Origin of the sequence: Microbacterium sp. (assembly GCF_047971895.1) — a bacterium.
Taxonomy (GTDB): Bacteria; Actinomycetota; Actinomycetes; order Actinomycetales; family Microbacteriaceae; genus Microbacterium.
This window is the reverse complement of record NZ_JBKEAF010000122.1, coordinates 16,342-36,502: the sequence shown is the minus strand read 5'-3', so window position 1 is coordinate 36,502 and position 20,161 is coordinate 16,342. Positions and strand designations below refer to the sequence as shown.

The following is a 20,161-nucleotide window of genomic DNA, read 5'->3' as shown; positions in this document are numbered from 1 at the left end:
CGATCGTCTTGCCATCGATCGGCTTGGTTGCGTCGTACTGCACTCTCAGAAGAATGTCAGCGCCCTCGGGAACTTCGGCGCCGTCGCCGATGACCTGCCCGTCTGGATATATCAGATCAATATCGATGCCCGGCGTATTCGTATCCGCGTGAGCAGCCGACGTCGTGGCGGCTAGACCTGTCACCACGAGAAGCATCGCCAGCAGCGCGGCCAGCGCCCTGTAACCCCAAGACGAACTGCTCGGTCTTGTCTCCACAACAGCACCCCCAGAAGATGCCTCACTCGCCCACGGCCCGCGACCGGACGGCGACCGAAATCCTCTAAACTCCACGTTCTACCTCCCCCTGAAATGTCCCAGCGCCCGTCGACTTCCGGGCATATTGCTCCACCAGAAACTGTGGGCTCGACCCTTGTGCTTGGGCACGCTGATCCGACGTTGAGTCGGAAGACGCAAGCGTATCAGAGATGGAGGAACAACCGCGGGCGTGTCGCTCCAGGGTCGAGGCTCGGAAGCTTGCTGAGGAGCGCGACACCCTCCGTCAGGCGGCGGAGTCTCTCACCGGGGAGACGAACTGGTGAACCGCTTCGTTGAGGATCACAAGGACACGTGGAGCGTGAAGCGGGTATGCGAAGCGATCGAGATCGCGACGTCGTTCTACGCATGGCTGACATCCGCGCCGGGTCGGGCAGCACACGCGGCGGAGGACCAGGCGCTGGCGGCGACGATCCGTGTGCTGCAGGACCTGCTCAGGGCGGTGATCGCGCGTACGGTGCCCCCGGATCACGAGCGAGCTCAACGATGGCCAGCCGTCCGAGGCGCGGCTGAATCACCAGCAAGCGGCTCGGGATGATGCACGCCCACGGGCTTGCCGAGATCACGATCTCCATACGCAAACTCGTCCACACCCTGCACGAGCACACCGAACCCGCCCACCCCGAGCTCTACCTCACCGCCTGACGATACCCCTCACCAGGAGCAGCCGAAGTGACACCACGACATGGGACTCGACCTTGCTTGGGAGCACCCACCGTCACAGAGTCGCGAGGGCATCGCGGTACGCATCGAGCGCGCGTGACGTGCCCGGATCGGTCACCACGCTCCAGCGCACGACGCCGTGCTGGTCGATGAGGAAGCTCGCGCGGTCGGCGAAGCCCTTCTCGTGCAGGAACACGCCGTAGGCGCCGGCGACCTCGCCATGCGGCCAGAAGTCGGAGGCGAGATCGAACCCGTACCCCTGCTCGGCTGCCCACGCGCGAAGACTGAAGTGGCTGTCGACCGACACGCCGATGACCCGCACCGATGCGGCCTCGAACAGCGCGAGGTTGTCACGGATCTCGCACAGCTCTGCCTGGCAGCGACCGGAGAACGCGAGCGGGAAGAAGACGAGCACGACGGGCGAATCGCGCCACGCATCACTGAGTGTGAGCGTGCCGCCGCCGGCGATGGGCAGGGTGAAGTCAGGGGCTTGATCCCCGGTCTGAACTGTCATGCCGTCATCCTCCCATCCGGGCGCCGCTCCAGCTCGGCAGTGGTGGAACGTGACTAGGCTGATCACGGAACGCGTTGTCGCACCTCGACAAACGACGTCCTCCCCGCGCTCGATTGATCTGGCACGACCTGCCAACCGACGAAAGGCCTTCCGTGACTGTCCACGACCAGGATCCGTACTCCCAGGGCCCCCTCGACAGCGACCCCGAAGAAACCGGTGAGTGGCAGCAGTCGTTGGACCAGCTCGTCGAGGCCAAAGGCCCCGGGCGCGGCCGCGAGATCATGCTGAGCCTGCTTCAGAAGTCACGCGAACTGCAGCTGAACGTGCCGCAGGTGCCGACCACCGACTACATCAACACGATCGCTCCCGAGAACGAGCCCGCGTTCCCGGGTGACGAAGAGCTCGAGCGACGGTACCGCCGCTGGATCCGCTGGAACGCGGCGATCACCGTGCACCGCGCACAGCGCCCGGGCATCGGGGTCGGCGGGCACATCTCGACGTACGCGTCGTCGGCCTCGCTGTACGAGGTCGGGTTCAACCACTTCTTCCGCGGGCTCGACCACGCCGGCGGCGGGGATCAGATCTTCATCCAGGGCCACGCCTCCCCCGGAATCTACGCACGTTCGTTCCTCGAAGGGCGCCTGTCCGAGTCGCAGCTGGACGGCTTCCGGCAGGAGAAGTCCAAGGCACCCGACGGCATCCCGTCGTACCCGCACCCTCGTCTCATGCCGGAGTACTGGCAGTTCCCGACGGTCTCGATGGGGCTGGGGCCGATCAATGCGATCTATCAGGCGCAGGCGAACAAGTACCTGACCCAGCGCGGGATCAAGGACCTCTCAGATTCGCACGTGTGGGCCTTCCTCGGCGACGGCGAGATGGACGAGGTCGAGAGCCGCGGCCAGCTGCAGGTGGCCGCCAACGAGGGGCTCGACAACCTGACGTTCGTCATCAACTGCAACCTGCAGCGTCTCGACGGACCGGTGCGCGGCAACGGCAAGATCATCCAGGAGCTGGAGAGCTTCTTCCGGGGTGCCGGCTGGAACGTCATCAAGGTCATCTGGGGCCGGGGCTGGGACGGATTGCTCGAGCAGGATGTCGACGGCGCGCTCGTCCGTGTCATGAACAGCACCCCCGACGGTGACTACCAGACGTACCGCGCCGAGAACGGCGCATTCATCCGCGAGCACTTCTTCGGGAAAGATGAGCGGACGCTCGAGATGGTCAAGGACTGGTCGGACGATGCGATCTGGGGCGATCTACGCCGCGGCGGGCACGACTACGCCAAGGTCTACGCCGCCTACAAGGCCGCTGTCGAGCACAAGGGCCAGCCCACGGTGATCCTCGCCAAGACGATCAAGGGGTACGGACTGGGTCACCACTTCGCGGGGCGCAACGCCACCCATCAGATGAAGAAGATGACTCTCGACGACCTCAAGCAGTTCCGTGACGGGATGCGGGTTCCGATCACCGACGCGCAGCTCGAGGAGAATCCGTATCTGCCGCCGTACTACAACCCCGGCATGCAGGACGAGACGATCCAGTACATGCTCGAGCGGCGCAAGACCCTGGGCGGGTTCCTCCCGGAGCGTCGCACGACGCACATCCCGCTGACGCTGCCGGACGACAGCGCATACGCGCAGATGAAGAAGGGCTCGGGCACCCAGGAGATCGCCACCACGATGGCGTTCGTGCGCCTGCTCAAGGACCTGCTGCGGGTCAAGGACTTCGGGCACCGCATCGTGCCGATCATCCCCGACGAAGCCCGCACCTTCGGCATCGACGCGTTCTTCCCCACCGCGAAGATCTACAACCCGCACGGGCAGAACTACACGTCGGTCGACCGCGAGCTGCTGCTGGCCTACAAAGAGAGCCCGCAGGGTCAGATCGTGCACGTCGGCATCAACGAGGCCGGAGCCGTCGCCGCCTTCACCGCCGCCGGCACGGCGTACTCGACGCACGGCGAGCCGCTCGTCCCGGTCTACGTGTTCTACTCGATGTTCGGCTTCCAGCGCACCGGCGACGCGCAGTGGGCAGCCGGCGACCAGATGACGCGCGGCTTCGTGATCGGGGCCACGGCGGGTCGTACGACGCTGACCGGCGAGGGCCTGCAGCACGCCGACGGCCACTCCCCGCTGCTCGCCTCGACCAACCCGGCGACGGTGTCGTACGACCCCGCCTACGGCTACGAGATCGCACACATCGTGCGCTCCGGTCTGGACAGGATGTACGGCGGCAGCCATCCGGACCCGAACGTCATGTACTACCTCACGGTGTACAACGAGCCGCTGGTGCAGCCGGTCGAGCCCGACGGTGTGGATGTCGACGGTATCGTCCGCGGCATCCACCGCGTGGCCACGGCCGACGGTGAGGGTCCTCGCGCCCAGCTGCTCGCCTCCGGCGTCGGTGTGCCGTGGGCTCTCGAGGCGCAGCAGCTGCTGCGCGACGACTGGGGCGTGCAGGCGGATGTCTGGTCGGTCACCTCGTGGGCGGAGCTGCGCCGCGACGGCCTCGCCGCCGACGAGCACAACTTCCTCCACCCCGAGGAGGAGCCGCGTACCGCCTACGTCACCGAGAAGCTGAAGGATGCGACCGGCCCGGTCGTGGCGGTGAGCGACTTCATGCACGCGGTGCAGGATCAGATCCGCCCCTGGGTGCCGAACCGCTTCGCCACGCTCGGCGCCGACGGCTTCGGCTTCTCAGACACCCGGGCGGCCGCGCGCAGGTTCTTCAAGATCGACGGGCCCTCGATCGTCGTGCGCACGCTGCAGGCGCTTGCGCAGGACGACGCGGTCGACCGCGGGCTGGCGGCGCAGGCGATCGAGAAGTACCGGCTATTCGACGTGAACGCGGGCACCACCGGGAACGCAGGCGGCGAGAGCTGACACCGCCTATGTCGAAGAAGGCGCCCATGGACAGGGAGCAGACGCTCGCCTGGCTGCGGCGCATCTCCGGCGATCTGGCCACGGCCACACTGCGCCGGCTCGAGGAGTCGCTGCCGTGGTATGCCGAGATGCCTCCCGCCCGGCGGTCCGCCGTCGGTCTGGTGGCGCAGGCAGGGATCACGTCGTTCATCCAGTGGTACGACGACCCCACCTCCACCCCCTGGATCGCCTCCGACATCTTCGCGGTGGCCCCCCGGGAGCTGCTGCGCAGCGTGAGCCTGCAGCAGACGCTGCAGCTGATCCGCGTGAGCGTCGAGGTCACCGAGGAGCGCGTCGCGGGAAAAGGCGCGCCGCTGCGCGAGGCGATCCTGCTGTACTCCCGCGAGGTCGCCTTCGCCGCCGCCGACGTGTACGCCCGGGCTGCCGAGGCTCGCGGGCTGTGGGATGCGCGCCTGGAGGCGCTCGTGGTCGACTCGATCCTCACGGGTGAGACCGACGAGGAGCTGCCCAGCCGGATCGCGGCGCTGGGCTGGCACGGCCACGGTGAGGTGTGCGTGCTGGTGGGGACCACTCCCCCGCAGTTCGACGTCGATCAGCTGCGCCGTCGGGCCCGCAAGCTCGACGTCGACGTGCTCATCGGCGTGCAGGGCTCCCGCCTCGTGGTCGTGATCGGCCGGGCGAGCCCGCTCGGCACGCCCGCCGACGAGCTCGTCGAAGGATTGCCGTTCACCGACATCGCCCACCAGCTGGAGCCGGGTTTCGGACCCGGCTATCTCGTGCTCGGGCCGACGATGAGCGCGCTGGTGGATGCCAGCCAGAGCGCACGCGCAGCGCTGGCCGGGTTCGCCGTGGCCCGCGGGTGGCGCAATGCCCCGCGCCCGGTGGAAGCAGATGATCTTCTGCCCGAGCGCGCACTCGCCGGCGACCCGCTGGCCCGCCAGACGCTCGTGGAGCGCATCTATCGCCCGCTGCACGCACACAGCCCCGACCTCGTGGCCACCCTGTGGAGCTACCTCGACAACGGCCGGTCGCTGGAGGCGACGGCCCGTGAGCTGTTCGTGCACCCGAACACGGTGCGCTACCGGCTGAAGCGGGTCTCTGACGTGATCGGATGGGATGCCACGGGTCCGCGCGAGGCACTGATTCTGCAGACCGCGCTCATCCTCGGGTCGATCGGCCAAGCCGACATCCGTCGACGTGCGCAGCGAAATCCACAATGATTCCGCGGATTCTTGTGCTGGGTTCTACCAGTGAGGGGTATCTCATGATTGGCAGGATGGAAAAGTGATCGTCGTCGTCTGCCCGGGACAGGGCTCTCAAACACCCGGCTTCCTCGCACCCTGGCTCGAGCTCGACGGGATGCGCGAGCGCCTGGAGAAGTACTCGGATGCCGCGGGTGTGGATGTCATCGAGCACGGCGTGCATTCGGATGCCGCGCTGATCCGCGACACGAGTATCGCGCAGCCGCTCATCGTAGCGGCGAGTCTCACGACCTGGCATGCCCTCACCGACCTCGTCCCGAAGGGCGCGATCGGCGGTGTCGCCGGCCATTCGGTGGGCGAACTCGCCGCGCTGCCCGCGGCCGGCGTGCTCACCGACGACGCGGCGATGCGTCTGGTCGGGGTGCGTGGCCGCGCCATGGCGCATGCCGCCGCTTTCGAGATGACCGGCATGAGCGCGATCGTCGGTGGTGTCGAGGCCGAGGTCATCGCGTGCATCGACGACCTCGCGCTGACCGCGGCCAACCGCAACGGCGCCGGCCAGATCGTCGCCGCCGGCGGGCTCGGGCAGCTCGATCGCCTGCAGAAGCACCCGCCCGCCGGTGCCCGTGTCATCCCGCTGCCGGTCGCCGGCGCCTTCCACACGGTGTACATGCACTCCGCCGTCGACAAGCTCACGCATGCCGCGGCCGACGTGGACGTCGCCGATCCGCAGCTGACGCTGTGGACGAACCACGACGGCTCGGTCGTGACCACCGGGCGCGAGGCCATCGACCTCCTCGTCGGGCAGGTCGCCTCCCCGGTGCGCTGGGATCTGTGCATGGAGTCGTTCGCCGCCCACGCGGTGACGGGGATCGTCGAGCTGGCACCGGCCGGCACCCTGGTGGGGCTCGCCAAGCGGGCGCTGAAGGGCGTGCCGACGGTAGCCGTCAAGACGCCCGACGACCTGCAGAAGGCCGTCGCGCTGATCACGGGAGGTCACGCATGACGGTCACCTTGACTCCGTCCACCGGAGCGGCGTACACACGCATCTACGCGTACGGCGCGGCTCGCGGCGAGAATGCCGTGCCGAATGACGATCTGGTAGGCCCGATCGACTCGAGCGACGAGTGGATCCGCCAGCGCACCGGCATCGTCACCCGCACGCGCGCGGACCACGACACCACCGCCGTCGATCTCTCGGCCAATGCGGCCGCCGAGGCGATCGCGCGGTCCGGCGTCGCCCCGGCCGACATCGACGCCGTGATCGTCGCCACGATCAGCAACCCCAAGCAGACGCCGTCGGTGTCGGCGATCGTGGCCGATCGGATCGGTGCGAACCCCGCCCCCTCATACGACGTCAACGCGGCGTGCGCAGGGTTCGCCTACGCGGTCGCTCAGGCCGATGCGCTGATCCGGGCCGGCGCCGCGCACTACGCCGTCGTCGTCGGGGCCGAGAAGCTCAGCGACATCGTCGACCCCACCGACCGCAGCATCTCCTTCCTGCTCGGCGACGGCGCCGGCGCCGTCGTCATCGGGCCCAGCGACACCCCGGGCATCGGCCCCACGGTCTGGGGGTCGGACGGCTCCAAGGCCGACGCGGTCGGCATGAACCACACTCTGACCCAGTTCCGCGACGGCGAGGCGCCGTGGCCGACGCTGCGCCAGGAGGGACCGACCGTCTTCCGGTGGGCGGTCTGGGAGATGGCCAAGGTCGCACGCCAGGCACTCGAGTCCGCGGGCATCGACGCATCCGACCTGTCCGCCTTCATCCCTCACCAGGCGAACATGCGCATCATCGACGAGCTCGCTAAGCAGCTGAAGCTGCCCGACACGGTGCTCATCGGACGCGACATCGAGACGACGGGCAACACGTCGGCCGCATCCATCCCGCTGGCCACGCACCGACTCCTCGAGGAGCACCCCGAGCTCAGCGGCGGGCTCGCCCTGCAGATCGGCTTCGGCGCCGGTCTCGTGTTCGGTGCGCAGGTCGTCGTGCTGCCGTGAGACCGCGACTCTAGACTGAACAGCGGCTTTGGCCGACCCACTACTCCACATCAACAACGAACAGGGAGACACAATGGCATTCACCAACGACGAGGTCCTCGCCGGGCTCGCCGAGCTGATCACCGACGAGACCGGCATCGCCGCAGACGAGGTCGCCCTCGAGAAGTCGTTCACCGACGACCTCGACATCGACTCGATCTCGATGATGACGATCGTCGTCAACGCCGAGGAGAAGTTCGGCGTGACGATCCCCGACGACGAGGTCAAGAACCTCAAGAGCGTCGGTGACGCCGTCGCGTACATCACCTCGAACCAGGCGTGAGTCGATCGCGGGCGGGCACCGAAACGTGCCCGCCCGCGGCTGTGCCCCGCCGCCGACACACCTCCCTTCCCGGATAGAGGAATCACCCCATGAGCACCGCACGCATCGTCGTCACCGGCATCGGCGCCAGTTCCCCGATCGGCGGGACGGCTCCCGAGAGCTGGTCCGCACTGCTCGCCGGCGCCTCCGGCGCCGCGACTCTGGAGTACGACTGGGTCGAGCAGAACCAGCTGCCCGTCACCTTCGCTGCTGAGGCGCTCGTGCGCCCGGACACCGTGCTGGACCGCCCCGTCGCCAAGCGCCTCGATCCCGCCTCGCAGCTCGCTCTCGTGGCGGCGAAGGAGGCGTGGGAGGATGCCGGCGCCCCGGACGTCGAGCCGGAACGACTCGGTGTCGACTTCGCGACAGGCATCGGGGGCGTGTGGACCCTGCTGGACGCCTGGGACACGCTCAGGGAGAAGGGGCCGCGCCGCGTCATGCCGATGACGGTGCCGATGCTCATGCCGAACGCGGCGGCGGGAAATCTGTCGCTGCACTTCGGCGCCCGTGCCTACGCGCGCACGGTCGCCAGCGCGTGCGCGTCGAGCACGGAGTCGATCATCAACGCGCTCGAGCACATCCGCGCCGGCTACGCCGACGTGGTGATCGCCGGCGGCACAGAGTCGGCCGTGCATCCGATCACGCTCGCGGCGTTCGCGTCGATGCAGGCGCTGTCCAAACGCAACGACTCCCCCGAGACCGCCTCACGGCCCGGCAGCATCGATCGCGACGGGTTCGTCATGGGCGAGGGCGCTGCCGTGCTCGTCCTGGAGTCCGAAGAGCACGCGCGTGCCCGCGGCGCCAAAATCTACGCATCCGTCGTCGGCGGCGGGGTGACCGCCGATTCGTACCACATCACCGCGAACGACCCCGAGGGCCACGGCGCCGCCCTCGCCGTGCGCATGGCGCTGGAGATGGCGGATGCCTCGCCCGACGAGGTCACTCACGTCAACGCGCACGCCACCTCGACACCGGTGGGCGACCCGAACGAGTACCAGGCACTGCTGTCGGTGTTCGGTGACCGCATCCGCGACATCCCAACCTCGGCGACCAAGGCCTCCACCGGACACCTCCTCGGCGGCACGGGTGCCCTGGAGGGCATGTTCACCGTGCTCGCCCTGCGCGAACGGCTCGCCCCGCCGACGATCAACATCACCGAGCAGGATCCCGAGGTGCCGTTCCTGCTCTCCGGAAGTACGCAGGAGCTGAGCAGCGGGGATCAGCTGGCGATCAGCAACTCGTTCGGCTTCGGCGGGCACAACGCCGTCGTGGCGTTCCGTTCGGTCTGAACGAATTGGCGGGACACGGGCGGCGGCGATTCGCTTTCCCAGCACCGGGAGTCTTCACCAGCATCCGGTAATCGCGCCTCGCCTCGCCTGACGTCCCGCGCTCACCCCACCTTGTGGAGCCAGACGACGGACACATCGTCGCTCGCGTGGCGGAACGGTTCGAGTTCGGCATCCCACGCGCTGCCGAGTGCGACGGCGAGCTCGCGCTGCAGCTCGAAGGCGTCGCCGGTGGCGACCTCCATCGCGTACCGGACGCGGTCTTCGCCGATGACGACGTTCCCGGCGGTGTCGGTCTGTGCGTAGTGGATCCCGAGGTCGGGCGTGTGCAGCCAGCGTCCGCCGTCGCTGCGTGGTGTGGGGTCTTCGGTGACCTCGAAGCGAAGGTGCTCCCACCCCCGGATTGCGGTGGTCAGTTGGGCGCCGCTGCCGGCCGGGCCCTCCCAGTAGAACTCCGCGCGGCGGGCGCCCGAGAGCACCGGCTGGTCCGACCAGTCGAAGTTGACGGGCCGCCCGAGCGTGCGACCGATCGCCCACTCGAGGTGGGGGCACAACGCGCGTGGCGCGGAGTGAATGAAGATCACTCCACGCGCCTGTGGTGTCGCCATCCGCTTCTCCGTTTCCTTCAGGTGCGTCTTCCCCTACGACCTGATGCGAAGCTCGGTGCGAGCATTGTGTTCGGTTGTGCGCTCATTATCGCCCACGCCGGCCGCAAATCACAAGTATGTGATTCGGTGTGGCGCGAGGGTGAGGGCCCCGCTCATCTAGGATGGAACGCGGCTCGAGCCCCGATAGCTCAGCCGGTCAGAGCAGCGGACTCATAATCCGTCGGTCGCGGGTTCAAGCCCCGCTCGGGGCACCGTGTACGCGGAGAGCCCCGGCCAGCTGACCGGGGCTCTGCGTCGCGGGACGGCGTCGGCCGTTCAGGCCTCGCTCATCGCCTGGGCGACCTCGGCCTGGCCCTTGGCGGCGTAGTACGCCGCGCGTGCGGCATCCCGTCGGGCCTGCTCTGCGTACCCGGCATCGAGAATCTCCTGCGAGACCTCGACGCTGTCGACCCGGTTTCGGCCGTGGTACTTCTCGATGTGCGCGTCCAGCTCGGGCCCAGAGGTCCACGAGGTGATCAGGTTGTAGCGCGGCTCGGAGCCCACGTGCGTCGCGGCATGCCACAGGCGCTGGGTGTCGATGATCAGCTGCGCGCCAGCGGGCAGCGCGATGCGCACCTCGCCCTGCGGGTCGGTGCGGTTCTCGCGCAGCACGAAGAAGCTGTCCTTGTCGTCGGACAGGTTGAAGAACCCGCGCACGACCCAGCCGGTGCCGTCCGGGTTGAGGCGGTTGTTGTCGTCCTGGTGCAGGTTGTAGAGGCACTCGCCGTACGTGTTCGGCTGCAGTTCGATCACGCGGCAGCGACCGATGTTGGCGCCCGGCTCCTGCGCGCGCCGCGTGAGGTTCGGGGCCTTCGCGACCTGCGACTCGATCCACACGCCATCCTTGTCGGTGCGCGGCGGGATGGAGTTCCAGAACCCGTTGCACTCGATCTCGCCGTGTGCCGACGCCAGTGGCGCGAACCGGGTGTCGCCGGAGGACTTCCAGTCGACATACTCGATGTCGAGCCACTCCTTCGGATCGAGCTCCTGGTCGTACGAGTCGAGGACGACGTATCCGGTCTCCTCGAGCGCGGCGCTCTTGATGTAACCCATGTCGATATTGACCTTTCGTAGAGGGGCCAGCACGTTTTTACAGGCCCGACTTAGGCAAGCCTACCTCCGCACTCTTTCGCAGCCGCTTAGGCTGGATGAGGCGTCTCACACAGCGGGACTTCGCACATTCGGGAGCAGGATCAGATGGGCACGGCGACGAACATCGATGCGACGGCGGTCAGCACGATCGGGTGGCTGTCGGCACCGCAGACGAACATCGTCGTGCCCGTGTACCAGCGTCAGTACCGGTGGGACATCGGGGGCTGCGAGCAGCTGCTCGCCGACGTGCGGGCCGTCGCCGATGCGGATGACCGCCACATGCACTTTATCGGGTCGGTGCTGTCGTCACAGGGCGACGACGGTGAGCTGGTGCTCATCGACGGCCAGCAGCGCATCACCACCATCATGCTGCTGGTGGCCGCACTCCATCACACGCTCAGCACCAGCGACCCGGCGCTCGCCGCCGATCTCGAGCGGGTGCTCGTGCGCACCGCCGACCCGGCGCGCACGAAGCTGCGCCCGCACCGGGCCTGGGCGCAGGTCTTCGAGGACGTCGTGCTGGATCGCACCGACGGGATGCCGCGCAACTCGCGGTTCGACGACAACTACGCGTTCTTCCGCAGCCAGGTCTCACCCGACGAGGCGCCGGCGATCTGGGCCGGACTGCAGAAGCTCGAGCACGTGTCGATCACCCTGGGCCCCGGTGCGCACGCGCAGCAGATCTTCGAGAGCCTGAACTCTACGGGTGAACCGCTGCGCGACCATGAACTGATCCACAACTACGTGCTCATGGGTCTCGGACACGCCGAGCAGACGCGCATCGAAGACGAGTACTGGGCGGTCATCGAGCACAACACCGGTGACGCGATCGGCTCGTTCTGGCGGCACTATCTGGTGATGTCGACCGGCCGGGAGGTGTCGGCCGCGGACGAGCACGAGGTGTACGGCGCGTTCCGTCAGCGGTTCCCCCGAGTGGATGCCGCGTCGCTGGCGGTGCACGCGGCGCAGTGGCGCGAGTACTCCACCGTCTACCGCACGCTCCGGCTCCCCTCCGAGGCACCCGACGCCGAGATCGGGCGCCAACTGGCGTATCTCAACACCTTCGGTCGCGCGATGTATCCGCTCGTGATGCGCGCGTACCACGACCACATCCACGGCGAGCTCGACCGCGCAGAGCTGCTGACCACGATCGAGTACGTGCAGGCGCTGCTGCTGCGGCGCGCCGTGGTGGGCATCCCCAGCGACCGGCTCGTCGCGCGGCTGTGCCGGGCCTGGCAGCAGAGCCCGGACGCCTTCGTGCAGGCCATCTCGCGCATCACCCCCTCGGACGAGCGCATCCGTGTGGCACTGCGGTTCACCGATCTGCCGCACGCCGCGTACGTGCTCGGCCGACTGGCAGAGGTCGACTCCCTCGCGGGCCTCGAGGTCGAACACATCGTCCCGCTCGCGCCGTCCGACACATGGAGCGGCGACGGCCTCAGGCCGTGGGCCGACTACAGCGAGGACGAGCAGAACAGCCATCGCGCCCTCGCTCAGTCGCTCGGCAACCTGACGCTGCTCGAACAGCCCCTGTCCGAGCGCGTGTTCGGCGAGTCGTTCCCCGTCAAACGCACCGATGCGTACGCGCGCAGTGCGATCGCGCTCAACGACGCGCTCGCCGCCGAGCCGGCGTGGGGCACGGCGGCCATCTCTGCGCGCACCACTCGCCTCACGGAGCGGTTCCTTCAGGTGTGGCGCCGGCCGCTGACTACGCTCATCGACGACGACGGACTCACCCCGATCCTCGATGCCAAGCGCCGCCGCGGGTGGCCGCGCGGGTGGGAGCGAGAGTTCGACTACGTGGAGTTTCGCGGCGAGCACTGGGAGGTGCACGACGTCAAGCACCTCTTCCACCGCGTCTTCACCCGGCTGTGGGCAGACCACGGCGCTGAGGCGCTGGCCTTCAGCGCACGCCGAGGAGGGCCGATCTTCCCCGCCCGCTCGTGGAACGGCCATTGGGACGCGCTCGATGAAGAGAGCTTCCTGTTCATGGGGTGGGACTCGACGTACATGCTGACGGCTGTGCAGGGCGTGCTGGATGAGACCGGTCTGGCATCGGAGGTCTTCGTCAAGTACTCCTACATCGGCGCTGCGATGTGACCGGCGCAGCCGGCATCCGTCATCCGCGTGCGTCGGGGTCGCGCACGGGCGGATCGGGCCAGACCTTCGAGACCGCCTCGGTGATGCGGATCGAGCCGGTCTTGGGATGGGCGTCACCGCTGCTGCCGCGCTCGATCGGCAGCTCCTGACTGTCGCTGATCACCTGCGGATGGTGCCGGGCCAGCTCGAACACCCCGTAGACCGCGATCGCGCCGGCGATGGCGAAGCAGATGAACACCCACCACGGGGCTTGCGACGCCTCACCGAGCACGAGCAGGCCGATGAGGATCGCGACGATCGGGTCGATGACGGTGAGCCCGGCGATAACGAGGTCGGGCGGCCCCGACGCGTAGGCCGTCTGCACGAAGTAGGCGCCGACACCGGCGGCGAGCAGCAGCAGCACGACGCACGTCACGGTGAGCCAGTCGAGATCGCCGGACTGCACGCGGCTGATCACGATCTTCGCCAGTGTCGCGACGAAACCGTACATGACGCCGGCCGCCACGATGTAGAACAGCGCGGTCATGCGGTGCCGCAGCCACAGCCACGCAGCGGTGAGCAGCAGCGCCACGACGACCAGGATGACCAGCACGGTGATCAGCTGCCGGTCGCTGATCGGCTCCTCGGTGGCGAACAGCGCCGCGAGGATCACGAACAGGAAGATGCCGCCCACGCATTCGAGGATGGCGCGCACCGACCGGCGCGTGGGGCGATGCCCGCTGATACGCGCGTTCAGCAGCGTGGTGATGACCAGTGCGATGGCGCCCAGCGGCTGCACGACGATGAGCGGCGCGAATGTGAGCGCCGCCAGTTGGCATACGATCGCCAGCAGCAGCATGAGGGTGCCGACGACCCACGACGGACGGCGCAACAGCTGCCAGACCTGCGCGACCTTGAGTCCCCCGCCGCCCGACGTCCCGGTGATGCGTTCGACTTTGAGCACCCCGCGGTGCTGGTACTGCGCGCCGAACGACATGAAGACCGCGCCGAGCAGGGCCAGCGGGATGCCGATGAGGATGCGCGGATCGCCGAACACGCCGAGCAGCACGTTCGTGACGTCGTCGAGATCGGCAGCCGTCCACAGCACGACTCGACACTACCGGCCGCGCACGGCCAGTAGGCTCAGGACGTGGCCGTTCGACCGATTCGCATCATGGGTGATCCTGTCTTGCATGCCCCCGCGGCATCCGTCGACGAAGTGACCGACGAGATCCGCACCCTCGTGGCAGACATGTTCGAGACGATGGATGCCGCACCCGGTGTGGGACTCGCGGCCCCGCAGATCGGGATTCCACTGCGCATCTTCACGTACGCGTACACCGACGACGACGGTGAGCCGTGGCGTGGCGTCGTGCTCAACCCGGCGCTGTGGATCTCGCCCACCGAGCCCGGAGCGCCCGATGAGGGCGAGGAGTCGGAGGGCTGCCTGTCGTTCCCCGGCGAGCGCTTCCCGCTGCGCCGAGCCGAACGTGCCCTGCTGACCGGCACCGACCTTGACGGCGCCCCGGTACGGATCGAGGTCGACGGATGGCGGGCGCGCATCCTGCAGCACGAGTTCGATCACCTCGACGGCGTGCTGTACCTCGATCGCCTGTCGGAGCGCGACACGAAGACGGTGCAGAAGATCGCGCGCAAGCGCGGTTGGGGCAGGCCCGGCCAGAGCTGGATGCCGGGGGCCGACGACATCGACGCGTGAGCCGACCGCCCGCACACTGGCCAACCGGGCGGCGAACCGGCAGGATGAACCCATGTCCGCTCCCGCCGCCGACGCCATCCGCTGCGCCGACCTGAGCCTGCTGCGCACGGGTGCCAGCGACGCGGGGCGGGTCGTCGAGGGGGTCGACCTCGCTCTGCCGCGGGGCGGAGCCGTGGCGGTGCTCGGCGGCACCGGATCGGGCAAGTCGAGCCTGCTGGCGATGCTCAGCGGGCGCGCCGACCCGAACCTCGTCATCGACGGCGGCACGGCGCACGTCGAGGGCATCGACCTGCGCAGACCCGGGCGCAACCGCCGCAGGCTGCTGGCCTATGTCGGCTACCTCGCGCAGGGCTCCGGTGCCGCGCTGGATGCACAGCGGACCGTGGGCGAGATCATCTCCGAACCCATCACGAGCCGTGACCGCAAGGTGAATGCGCGTGCGCTGGCCGTGCGCACCGCCTCGCTGCTGGACGAGATGGAGCTTCCGCTGGGCGCGGCCATGAAGTTCCCCTACGAGCTGTCGGCCGGAATGCGTCACCGTGTGGCGTTCGCTCGTGCCCTGGTGCTGCAGCCCCACATCCTTGTGGCCGACGATCCGCTGGCCAACCTCGACATCGAGGTGCAGCACGTCTTTCCCGAGGCGATCCTGCGCCGCCGGGCGGACTATGGGATGTCGGCGCTGATCGCCACGAACGACGGCGAGCTGCCCGGTGCGCTGGGCGCGCAGCGCATCGTGCTGCGCGGCGGTCATGTCGTCGCTCGAGACGCGCCGGGCGGCTTGCTGTGGACACCCGATGTCGACGTCAGCCAGCGCATTCCGGTGTCCTGACCCGGCGTGTGGATTTGCTAAGATAGTCGGGTTGCCCGCAGCGGTGGGCACATTCCCCTGTAGCTCAATTGGCAGAGCAATCGGCTGTTAACCGATAGGTTGTTGGTTCGAGTCCAACCGGGGGAGCGCAACGGCCCCGAGCTCCACCTCGGGGTCGTTCTTCGTTCCCCTGGGTTGCGGAAACACGGCGGGTTACGATGCGCGCAGGCGGTGCCGCTCGAGGTCGATGTCGCGCAGCCGCACACGCAGCGCCCGCCCCTCGTCGGAGTCAGCGGGAACCCGCTGCACGGCGCCGAGCAGCTCGGCCTTCTCGGCATCGAGTGCGCGCCCGAGCAGCGCCCGCGCCAGACTCGTGGCAGAGGCCACCGCACCGTCCTCATCGCGCGCCGGGAAGTCCGCGGCGAGCAGCTCTGCGCCGAGCGCGCGGTACGGTTCGCGCACGGCATCCACTGCGGTCATCGCCCAGCCGGCGCGCTCGGCACCCGCGATATGCGCCGCGACGGCAACGCGCACCGCGTCCAGGGCAGGGTGCCGGAAGGGCGCCGCCACCGCGCGAGCCAGCAGCTCGGCGTCGATACGGTGGCCGTACTGCAGAAAGCCCATCAGCGCGTCGCGCTCGAGCAGCACGTCCTTGCCTGGCGGCAGCGTGCCCAGCGTGATGCGGGGTGCCGCGGAGTCCACCGGCTCGGCCGCCGACTCGCCTCGGGAGCCGGCCCTCTCGCGATCGGGGGCGCGGCCGGCGCGCTGCACCTCACGTCGCACATCCTCCGGGTCGAGCCCCAGACGGCGAGCGAGCACCCGCGTGTACTCGGGCTGCAGCAGGCGATCGCGCAGCTCGGCCACTACCGGGGCAGCGGCCCGCAGCGCGCCCACTCGGCCTTCAACCGTGGCGAGGTCATACCCGGTGATGCGCTGATCGATCACGAACTCGACCATCGGCACCTTGGCGTCCATGAGCGTACGCACCGCGCCATCGCCCTTTCGCATGCGCAGGTCGCACGGGTCGAGCCCGTCAGGTGCCACGGCGACGAACGTCTGGGCGTTGAACCGCTTGGCCTCCGCGAACGCACGCAGTGCCGCCTTCTGCCCGGCCGCGTCGGGATCGAAGGTGAACACGACCTCGCCTGCCGCCGACTCGTCGCCCATGACACGACGCAGCACCGTGATGTGCTCGGCGCCGAACGCGGTGCCACACGTGGCGACCGCGGTCGTCAGCCCCGCCAGATGGCAGGCCATCACGTCCGTGTAGCCCTCGACGACCACCACGCGCCGCGGGTCGCCGCGCGAGATGTCGCGCTTGGCGAGGTCGAGACCATAAAGTACGCGCGCCTTGTGGTAGATCGTCGTCTCGGGGGTGTTCAGGTACTTGGGGCCCTTGTCGTCGTCGAACAGGCGCCGCGCGCCGAAGCCCACCGTCTGACCGGTCACGTCGCGAATCGGCCAGACCAGCCGCCCACGGAACCTGTCGTACACGCCGCGCTGCCCGGCCGAGACGAGCCCGGCCGCGCTCAGCTCGTCGTCGGTGAACCCCCGCGCCCGCAGTGCCTTGATCAGGGCGTCCCAGCTCTGCGGTGCGTACCCGACGCCGAAGTGCGCGGCGGCGCCGGCATCGAAGCCTCGCTCCCCCAGGAAACGACGCCCGGCCTCGGCCGCAGGCGTCTGCAGTTGCGCGCGGAAGAACTCCGCGGCCGCCGCGTTCGCCGCGAACAGCCGCGTGCGTCCGCTCGACTCGGGAGCCGCGGCCCCGTCCTCGTAGTGCAGCGCATACCCGATGCGCCCGGCCAGTCGCTCGACCGCCTCCTGGAAGCTCAGGTGGTCCATGGTGCGCAGGAACGAGTAGACGTCGCCGGACTCGCCGCACCCGAAGCAGTGATAGAACCCGGCCTGCGGGCGCACGTTGAAGCTCGGGCTGCGCTCGTCGTGGAACGGGCACAGTCCCTTCAGCGAGCCGACGCCGGCGGGCTTGAGCGCCACCCGCTCACCGATGATGTCGGCGATGTTCGTGCGCGCCTTGACCTCTTCGACGTCGGCCTGCGCGATGCGTCCGGCCATCAGCGCACCGCCCGATCAGCGGCCCACCGGTCACGCGGCGCCCACACGCCGATGGACGCCGCGTCCACGGGACCCACGAGTCGCTCGTGCCAGCCGATCGCGTACTGGTCGGTGAGACTGGCGACCTGGTCGACGATCACGCGGCGCCGTGCGGCATCGTCGCCCGCCATGGCGAGGTCGGCGGCGAACACGGGATCGAGCGCGTCGGACCCGGCCTCCCACAGCGCAGTCGCCAGGCGCTTGAGCAGGCGACGCTGCTCCTTGTACAGCTGCTTGCGGCCCTCGATCGAGACCACGTGCGCGCCGATGATGCCCTTGAGCACCGCCATCTCGGCCTCGATCACGCGGGGAACCACCACGTGTGCACGGTAGCGGGTCAGCAGCGCCCCCGGGTAGGCATCGCGCGTCGCCGTGGTCGCGGCGCGCGCGAAGCGCCCGATGAGGTCGGAGGTCAGGTTCTTCAACCGGGCCAGATCGGCGCGCGAGGCCGAGAAGGAGGCAAGCCACTGCGGCAGCCGCTGCAAGCGATACAGCGCGTCACCCAGCTCGTCGCGGGTGACGTCGTAGCCGACCCAGGACTGGATCGCGGTGAGCAGAGCCTCGTGCTCCCGCGGGTCGCTCAGCCGAGCCGGGTCGAGATAGCCGTTGACGATCGCGTCCTCGAAGTCGTGCACCGAGTATGCGATGTCGTCAGAGAGGTCCATCACCTCCGCCTCGATGCACCGCACACGCCCGGGTGCACCCTCGCGCAGCCAGCGGAACACGGCCTCGTCGTCGGGGTACACACCGAACTTCAGACGGCCGCCGGCGTCCGGGAGCGGGCGCTCCACCGTCCACGGATACTTGCACGATGCATCGAGGCTCGCTCGCGTCAGATTCAGGCCGTAGCTGCGCCCGGCGGCATCCAGCACCTTCGGCTCGAGTCGTGCGACGATGCGCAGACTCTGCGCATTGCCCTCGAACCCGCCGATGTCGTCGGCCCAGTCGTTGAGCGCGCGTTCTCCGTTGTGACCGAACGGGGGGTGGCCGAGGTCGTGGCTGAGGCACGCGGTGTCGACCACATCGGGCGAGAGGCCCAGGGCGGTGGCGAGCTCGCGCCCCACCTGCGCGACCTCGAGCGAGTGCGTGAGGCGGTTGCGGGCGAAGTCGGCGGGCGAGGCGGGGCTGAGCACCTGCGTCTTGGCGGCGAGACGGCGCAGTGCCGCCGAGTGCAGCACCCGGGCGCGATCGCGGGCGAAGTTGTCACGGTGCGAGCGGTGCTGTTCGGGGAACATGCGGGCGGTGTCGTGGTCGTCGTACCCGCCCGGCCGGCCGAGTGCGACCCCGCCGCCGTCAGCCACCACTGTGGTCGAGCTCCGCTTCGGCGAGCTCGGTCGTCGCAACCGCCCCCAGGTCGCGCGAGTCCAGCCAGTGCTCGGGCAGCGCCGTGCGCTTCGGGCTGCCGGCGCGGCCTCGCTGGCCCTCAGCCGCCGCGCCCGGATACGGCGCGTCGAGGTCGAGGGTGCCGAGCAGGTCGTCGATCTCGGAGAGAGTGGATGCTGTCGCCAGCTGTGCCCGCAGCTCCCCGCCGACGGGGTATCCCTTGAAGTACCACGCCACGTGCTTGCGAATGTCGCGGCATCCGCGGCCCTCGTCGTCGAAGAACTCCACGAGCAGCTCGGCGTGCCTGCGGAACGCCGCCGCCACGAACCCGAGCGTCGCGTCCACGTGCGGGTCGGTTCCACCGAACGCCGCGGACAGCTCGCCGAACAGCCACGGTCGGCCAAGGCATCCACGACCCACCACGACCCCGTCGCACCCGGTCTCCGCCATCATGCGCACCGCGTCGTCGGCCGACCAGATGTCGCCGTTGCCGAGCACTGGAACGCTCGTGACGGTCTCTTTCAGCGTCGCGATCGCCGTCCAGTCGGCCGTGCCGGAGTAGAACTGCGAGGCGGTGCGGGCGTGCAGGGCGACGGCGGCCGCACCGGCGTCTTCGGCGATGCGCGCGGCATCCAGATAGGTCAGATGGTCGTCGTCGATGCCCTTGCGCATCTTCACGGTGAGCGGCACGGCGCCTGCGGCGCGTACGGCCTCGCGCACGATGTCGCCGAACAGCCCGAGCTTCCAGGGCAGTGCCGCTCCCCCGCCCTTGCGGGTGACCTTCGGCACGGGGCAGCCGAAGTTGAGGTCGATGTGGTCGGCGCGGTCCTCGGCGACGAGGATGCGCACGGCCTCGCCCATCGTCTTCGGGTCGACGCCGTACAGCTGGATCGACCGCGGCGTCTCGGACTCGTGGTGCGTGATCAGCCGCATCGTGGTGCTGTTACGCTCGACGAGCGCGCGCGAGGTGATCATCTCGCTGACGTACAGACCCGCGCCGTACTCGCGGCAGAGACGGCGGAACGCCGTGTTGGTGATGCCCGCCATCGGCGCCAGCACGACGGGAACGTCGAGCGCGAACGGGCCGATGCGCAGCGGGCGCACGGCCTGGTCGGGGGCGAGAAGGGTCGGCATCCTGTCCATTCTCCCAGACGCACA

General features: G+C 68.9%; 18 protein-coding genes and 2 tRNA genes. 12 read left to right on the top strand and 8 right to left on the bottom strand.

What is annotated here, in order from left to right:
- Nucleotides 1–196, bottom strand: a 196-nt coding sequence (locus tag ACK5IN_RS09835) for a hypothetical protein (RefSeq protein ID WP_416896009.1), incomplete at its 3' end; no start/stop codon positions are given.
- Nucleotides 197–575: 379 nt separating this feature from the next.
- Between ACK5IN_RS09835 and ACK5IN_RS09830 the strand changes: the two genes are divergently transcribed.
- Nucleotides 576–851, top strand: a complete 276-nt coding sequence (locus ACK5IN_RS09830) for a hypothetical protein (RefSeq protein ID WP_416896008.1) — start codon at nt 576–578, stop codon at nt 849–851.
- Nucleotides 852–1,031: 180 nt separating this feature from the next.
- Here the strand turns inward: ACK5IN_RS09830 and ACK5IN_RS09825 are convergent, their stop codons facing one another.
- A complete protein-coding gene (locus ACK5IN_RS09825) occupies nt 1,032–1,490 on the bottom strand; it encodes a peroxiredoxin (protein ID WP_416896007.1) in 459 nt (152 codons plus the stop codon).
- A gap of 152 nt (nt 1,491–1,642) precedes the next feature.
- On the opposite strand from ACK5IN_RS09825, the gene aceE reads away from it, so the two are divergent.
- From aceE to ACK5IN_RS09795, 6 genes are all read left to right on the top strand, one after another.
- Entirely contained in the window at nt 1,643–4,372 is a 2,730-nt protein-coding gene (gene aceE, locus ACK5IN_RS09820; RefSeq protein WP_416896006.1) for a pyruvate dehydrogenase (acetyl-transferring), homodimeric type, read from the top strand.
- Nucleotides 4,373–4,398: 26 nt separating this feature from the next.
- On the top strand, nt 4,399–5,592 hold the full coding sequence (locus ACK5IN_RS09815) for a PucR family transcriptional regulator (protein ID WP_416896005.1): 1,194 nt from the start codon (nt 4,399–4,401) through the stop codon (nt 5,590–5,592).
- A gap of 64 nt (nt 5,593–5,656) precedes the next feature.
- Nucleotides 5,657–6,580, top strand: coding sequence for an ACP S-malonyltransferase (locus ACK5IN_RS09810; protein ID WP_416896004.1), 924 nt, complete (start codon nt 5,657–5,659; stop codon nt 6,578–6,580).
- Nucleotides 6,577–7,578, top strand: coding sequence for a beta-ketoacyl-ACP synthase III (locus ACK5IN_RS09805; protein WP_416896003.1), 1,002 nt, complete (start codon nt 6,577–6,579; stop codon nt 7,576–7,578). The genes ACK5IN_RS09810 and ACK5IN_RS09805 overlap by 4 nt, the downstream gene beginning before the upstream one ends.
- A 73-nt stretch (nt 7,579–7,651) precedes the next feature.
- Complete coding sequence (locus tag ACK5IN_RS09800; protein WP_416896002.1) at nt 7,652–7,900, top strand: acyl carrier protein; 249 nt, start codon at nt 7,652–7,654, stop codon at nt 7,898–7,900.
- A gap of 89 nt (nt 7,901–7,989) precedes the next feature.
- Entirely contained in the window at nt 7,990–9,228 is a 1,239-nt protein-coding gene (locus ACK5IN_RS09795; protein WP_416896001.1) for a beta-ketoacyl-[acyl-carrier-protein] synthase family protein, read from the top strand.
- A 101-nt stretch (nt 9,229–9,329) separates the two neighbouring features.
- Here the strand turns inward: ACK5IN_RS09795 and ACK5IN_RS09790 are convergent, their stop codons facing one another.
- On the bottom strand, nt 9,330–9,833 hold the full coding sequence (locus ACK5IN_RS09790) for a DUF3145 domain-containing protein (protein ID WP_416896000.1): 504 nt from the start codon (nt 9,831–9,833) through the stop codon (nt 9,330–9,332).
- A 177-nt stretch (nt 9,834–10,010) separates the two neighbouring features.
- Between ACK5IN_RS09790 and ACK5IN_RS09785 the strand changes: the two genes are divergently transcribed.
- Nucleotides 10,011–10,084 (top strand) — tRNA-Ile (locus ACK5IN_RS09785).
- Nucleotides 10,085–10,148: 64 nt separating this feature from the next.
- On the opposite strand, the gene ACK5IN_RS09780 is transcribed toward ACK5IN_RS09785, so the two are convergent.
- A complete protein-coding gene (locus ACK5IN_RS09780) occupies nt 10,149–10,925 on the bottom strand; it encodes a hypothetical protein (protein WP_416895999.1) in 777 nt (258 codons plus the stop codon).
- Between the two features lie 144 nt (nt 10,926–11,069).
- On the opposite strand from ACK5IN_RS09780, the gene ACK5IN_RS09775 reads away from it, so the two are divergent.
- Complete coding sequence (locus tag ACK5IN_RS09775) at nt 11,070–13,064, top strand: DUF262 domain-containing protein (protein WP_416895998.1); 1,995 nt, start codon at nt 11,070–11,072, stop codon at nt 13,062–13,064.
- Nucleotides 13,065–13,083: 19 nt separating this feature from the next.
- Here the strand turns inward: ACK5IN_RS09775 and ACK5IN_RS09770 are convergent, their stop codons facing one another.
- Entirely contained in the window at nt 13,084–14,151 is a 1,068-nt protein-coding gene (locus tag ACK5IN_RS09770; protein ID WP_416895997.1) for a DMT family transporter, read from the bottom strand.
- A 42-nt stretch (nt 14,152–14,193) separates the two neighbouring features.
- On the opposite strand from ACK5IN_RS09770, the gene def reads away from it, so the two are divergent.
- The 3 genes from def (at nt 14,194) to ACK5IN_RS09755 (ending at nt 15,715) form a co-directional block, all read left to right on the top strand.
- Nucleotides 14,194–14,760: a peptide deformylase gene (def, locus tag ACK5IN_RS09765; protein ID WP_416895996.1), complete on the top strand. Its 567-nt coding sequence runs from the start codon at nt 14,194–14,196 to the stop codon at nt 14,758–14,760.
- 52 nt (nt 14,761–14,812) lie between these two features.
- Nucleotides 14,813–15,589, top strand: coding sequence for an ATP-binding cassette domain-containing protein (locus ACK5IN_RS09760; RefSeq protein ID WP_416895995.1), 777 nt, complete (start codon nt 14,813–14,815; stop codon nt 15,587–15,589).
- A 53-nt stretch (nt 15,590–15,642) separates the two neighbouring features.
- Nucleotides 15,643–15,715 (top strand) — tRNA-Asn (locus ACK5IN_RS09755).
- A gap of 66 nt (nt 15,716–15,781) precedes the next feature.
- Here the strand turns inward: ACK5IN_RS09755 and dnaG are convergent.
- From dnaG to dusB, 3 genes are read right to left on the bottom strand one after another with little or no spacing between them, the layout of a single operon-like run.
- Nucleotides 15,782–17,641, bottom strand: a complete 1,860-nt coding sequence (gene dnaG / locus ACK5IN_RS09750; protein ID WP_416895994.1) for a DNA primase — start codon at nt 17,639–17,641, stop codon at nt 15,782–15,784.
- Nucleotides 17,641–18,981 carry a deoxyguanosinetriphosphate triphosphohydrolase gene (locus tag ACK5IN_RS09745; RefSeq protein ID WP_416895993.1) on the bottom strand — a complete coding sequence of 447 codons (1,341 nt, stop codon included), beginning with the start codon at nt 18,979–18,981 and terminating at the stop codon, nt 17,641–17,643. Before ACK5IN_RS09745 ends, dnaG begins: the two co-directional genes overlap by 1 nt.
- Nucleotides 18,974–20,137 (bottom strand): tRNA dihydrouridine synthase DusB, encoded by a 1,164-nt coding sequence (dusB, locus tag ACK5IN_RS09740; RefSeq protein WP_416895992.1) that lies wholly within the window; start codon nt 20,135–20,137, stop codon nt 18,974–18,976. Before dusB ends, ACK5IN_RS09745 begins: the two co-directional genes overlap by 8 nt.
- Between the last annotated feature and the right edge of the window lie 24 nt (nt 20,138–20,161).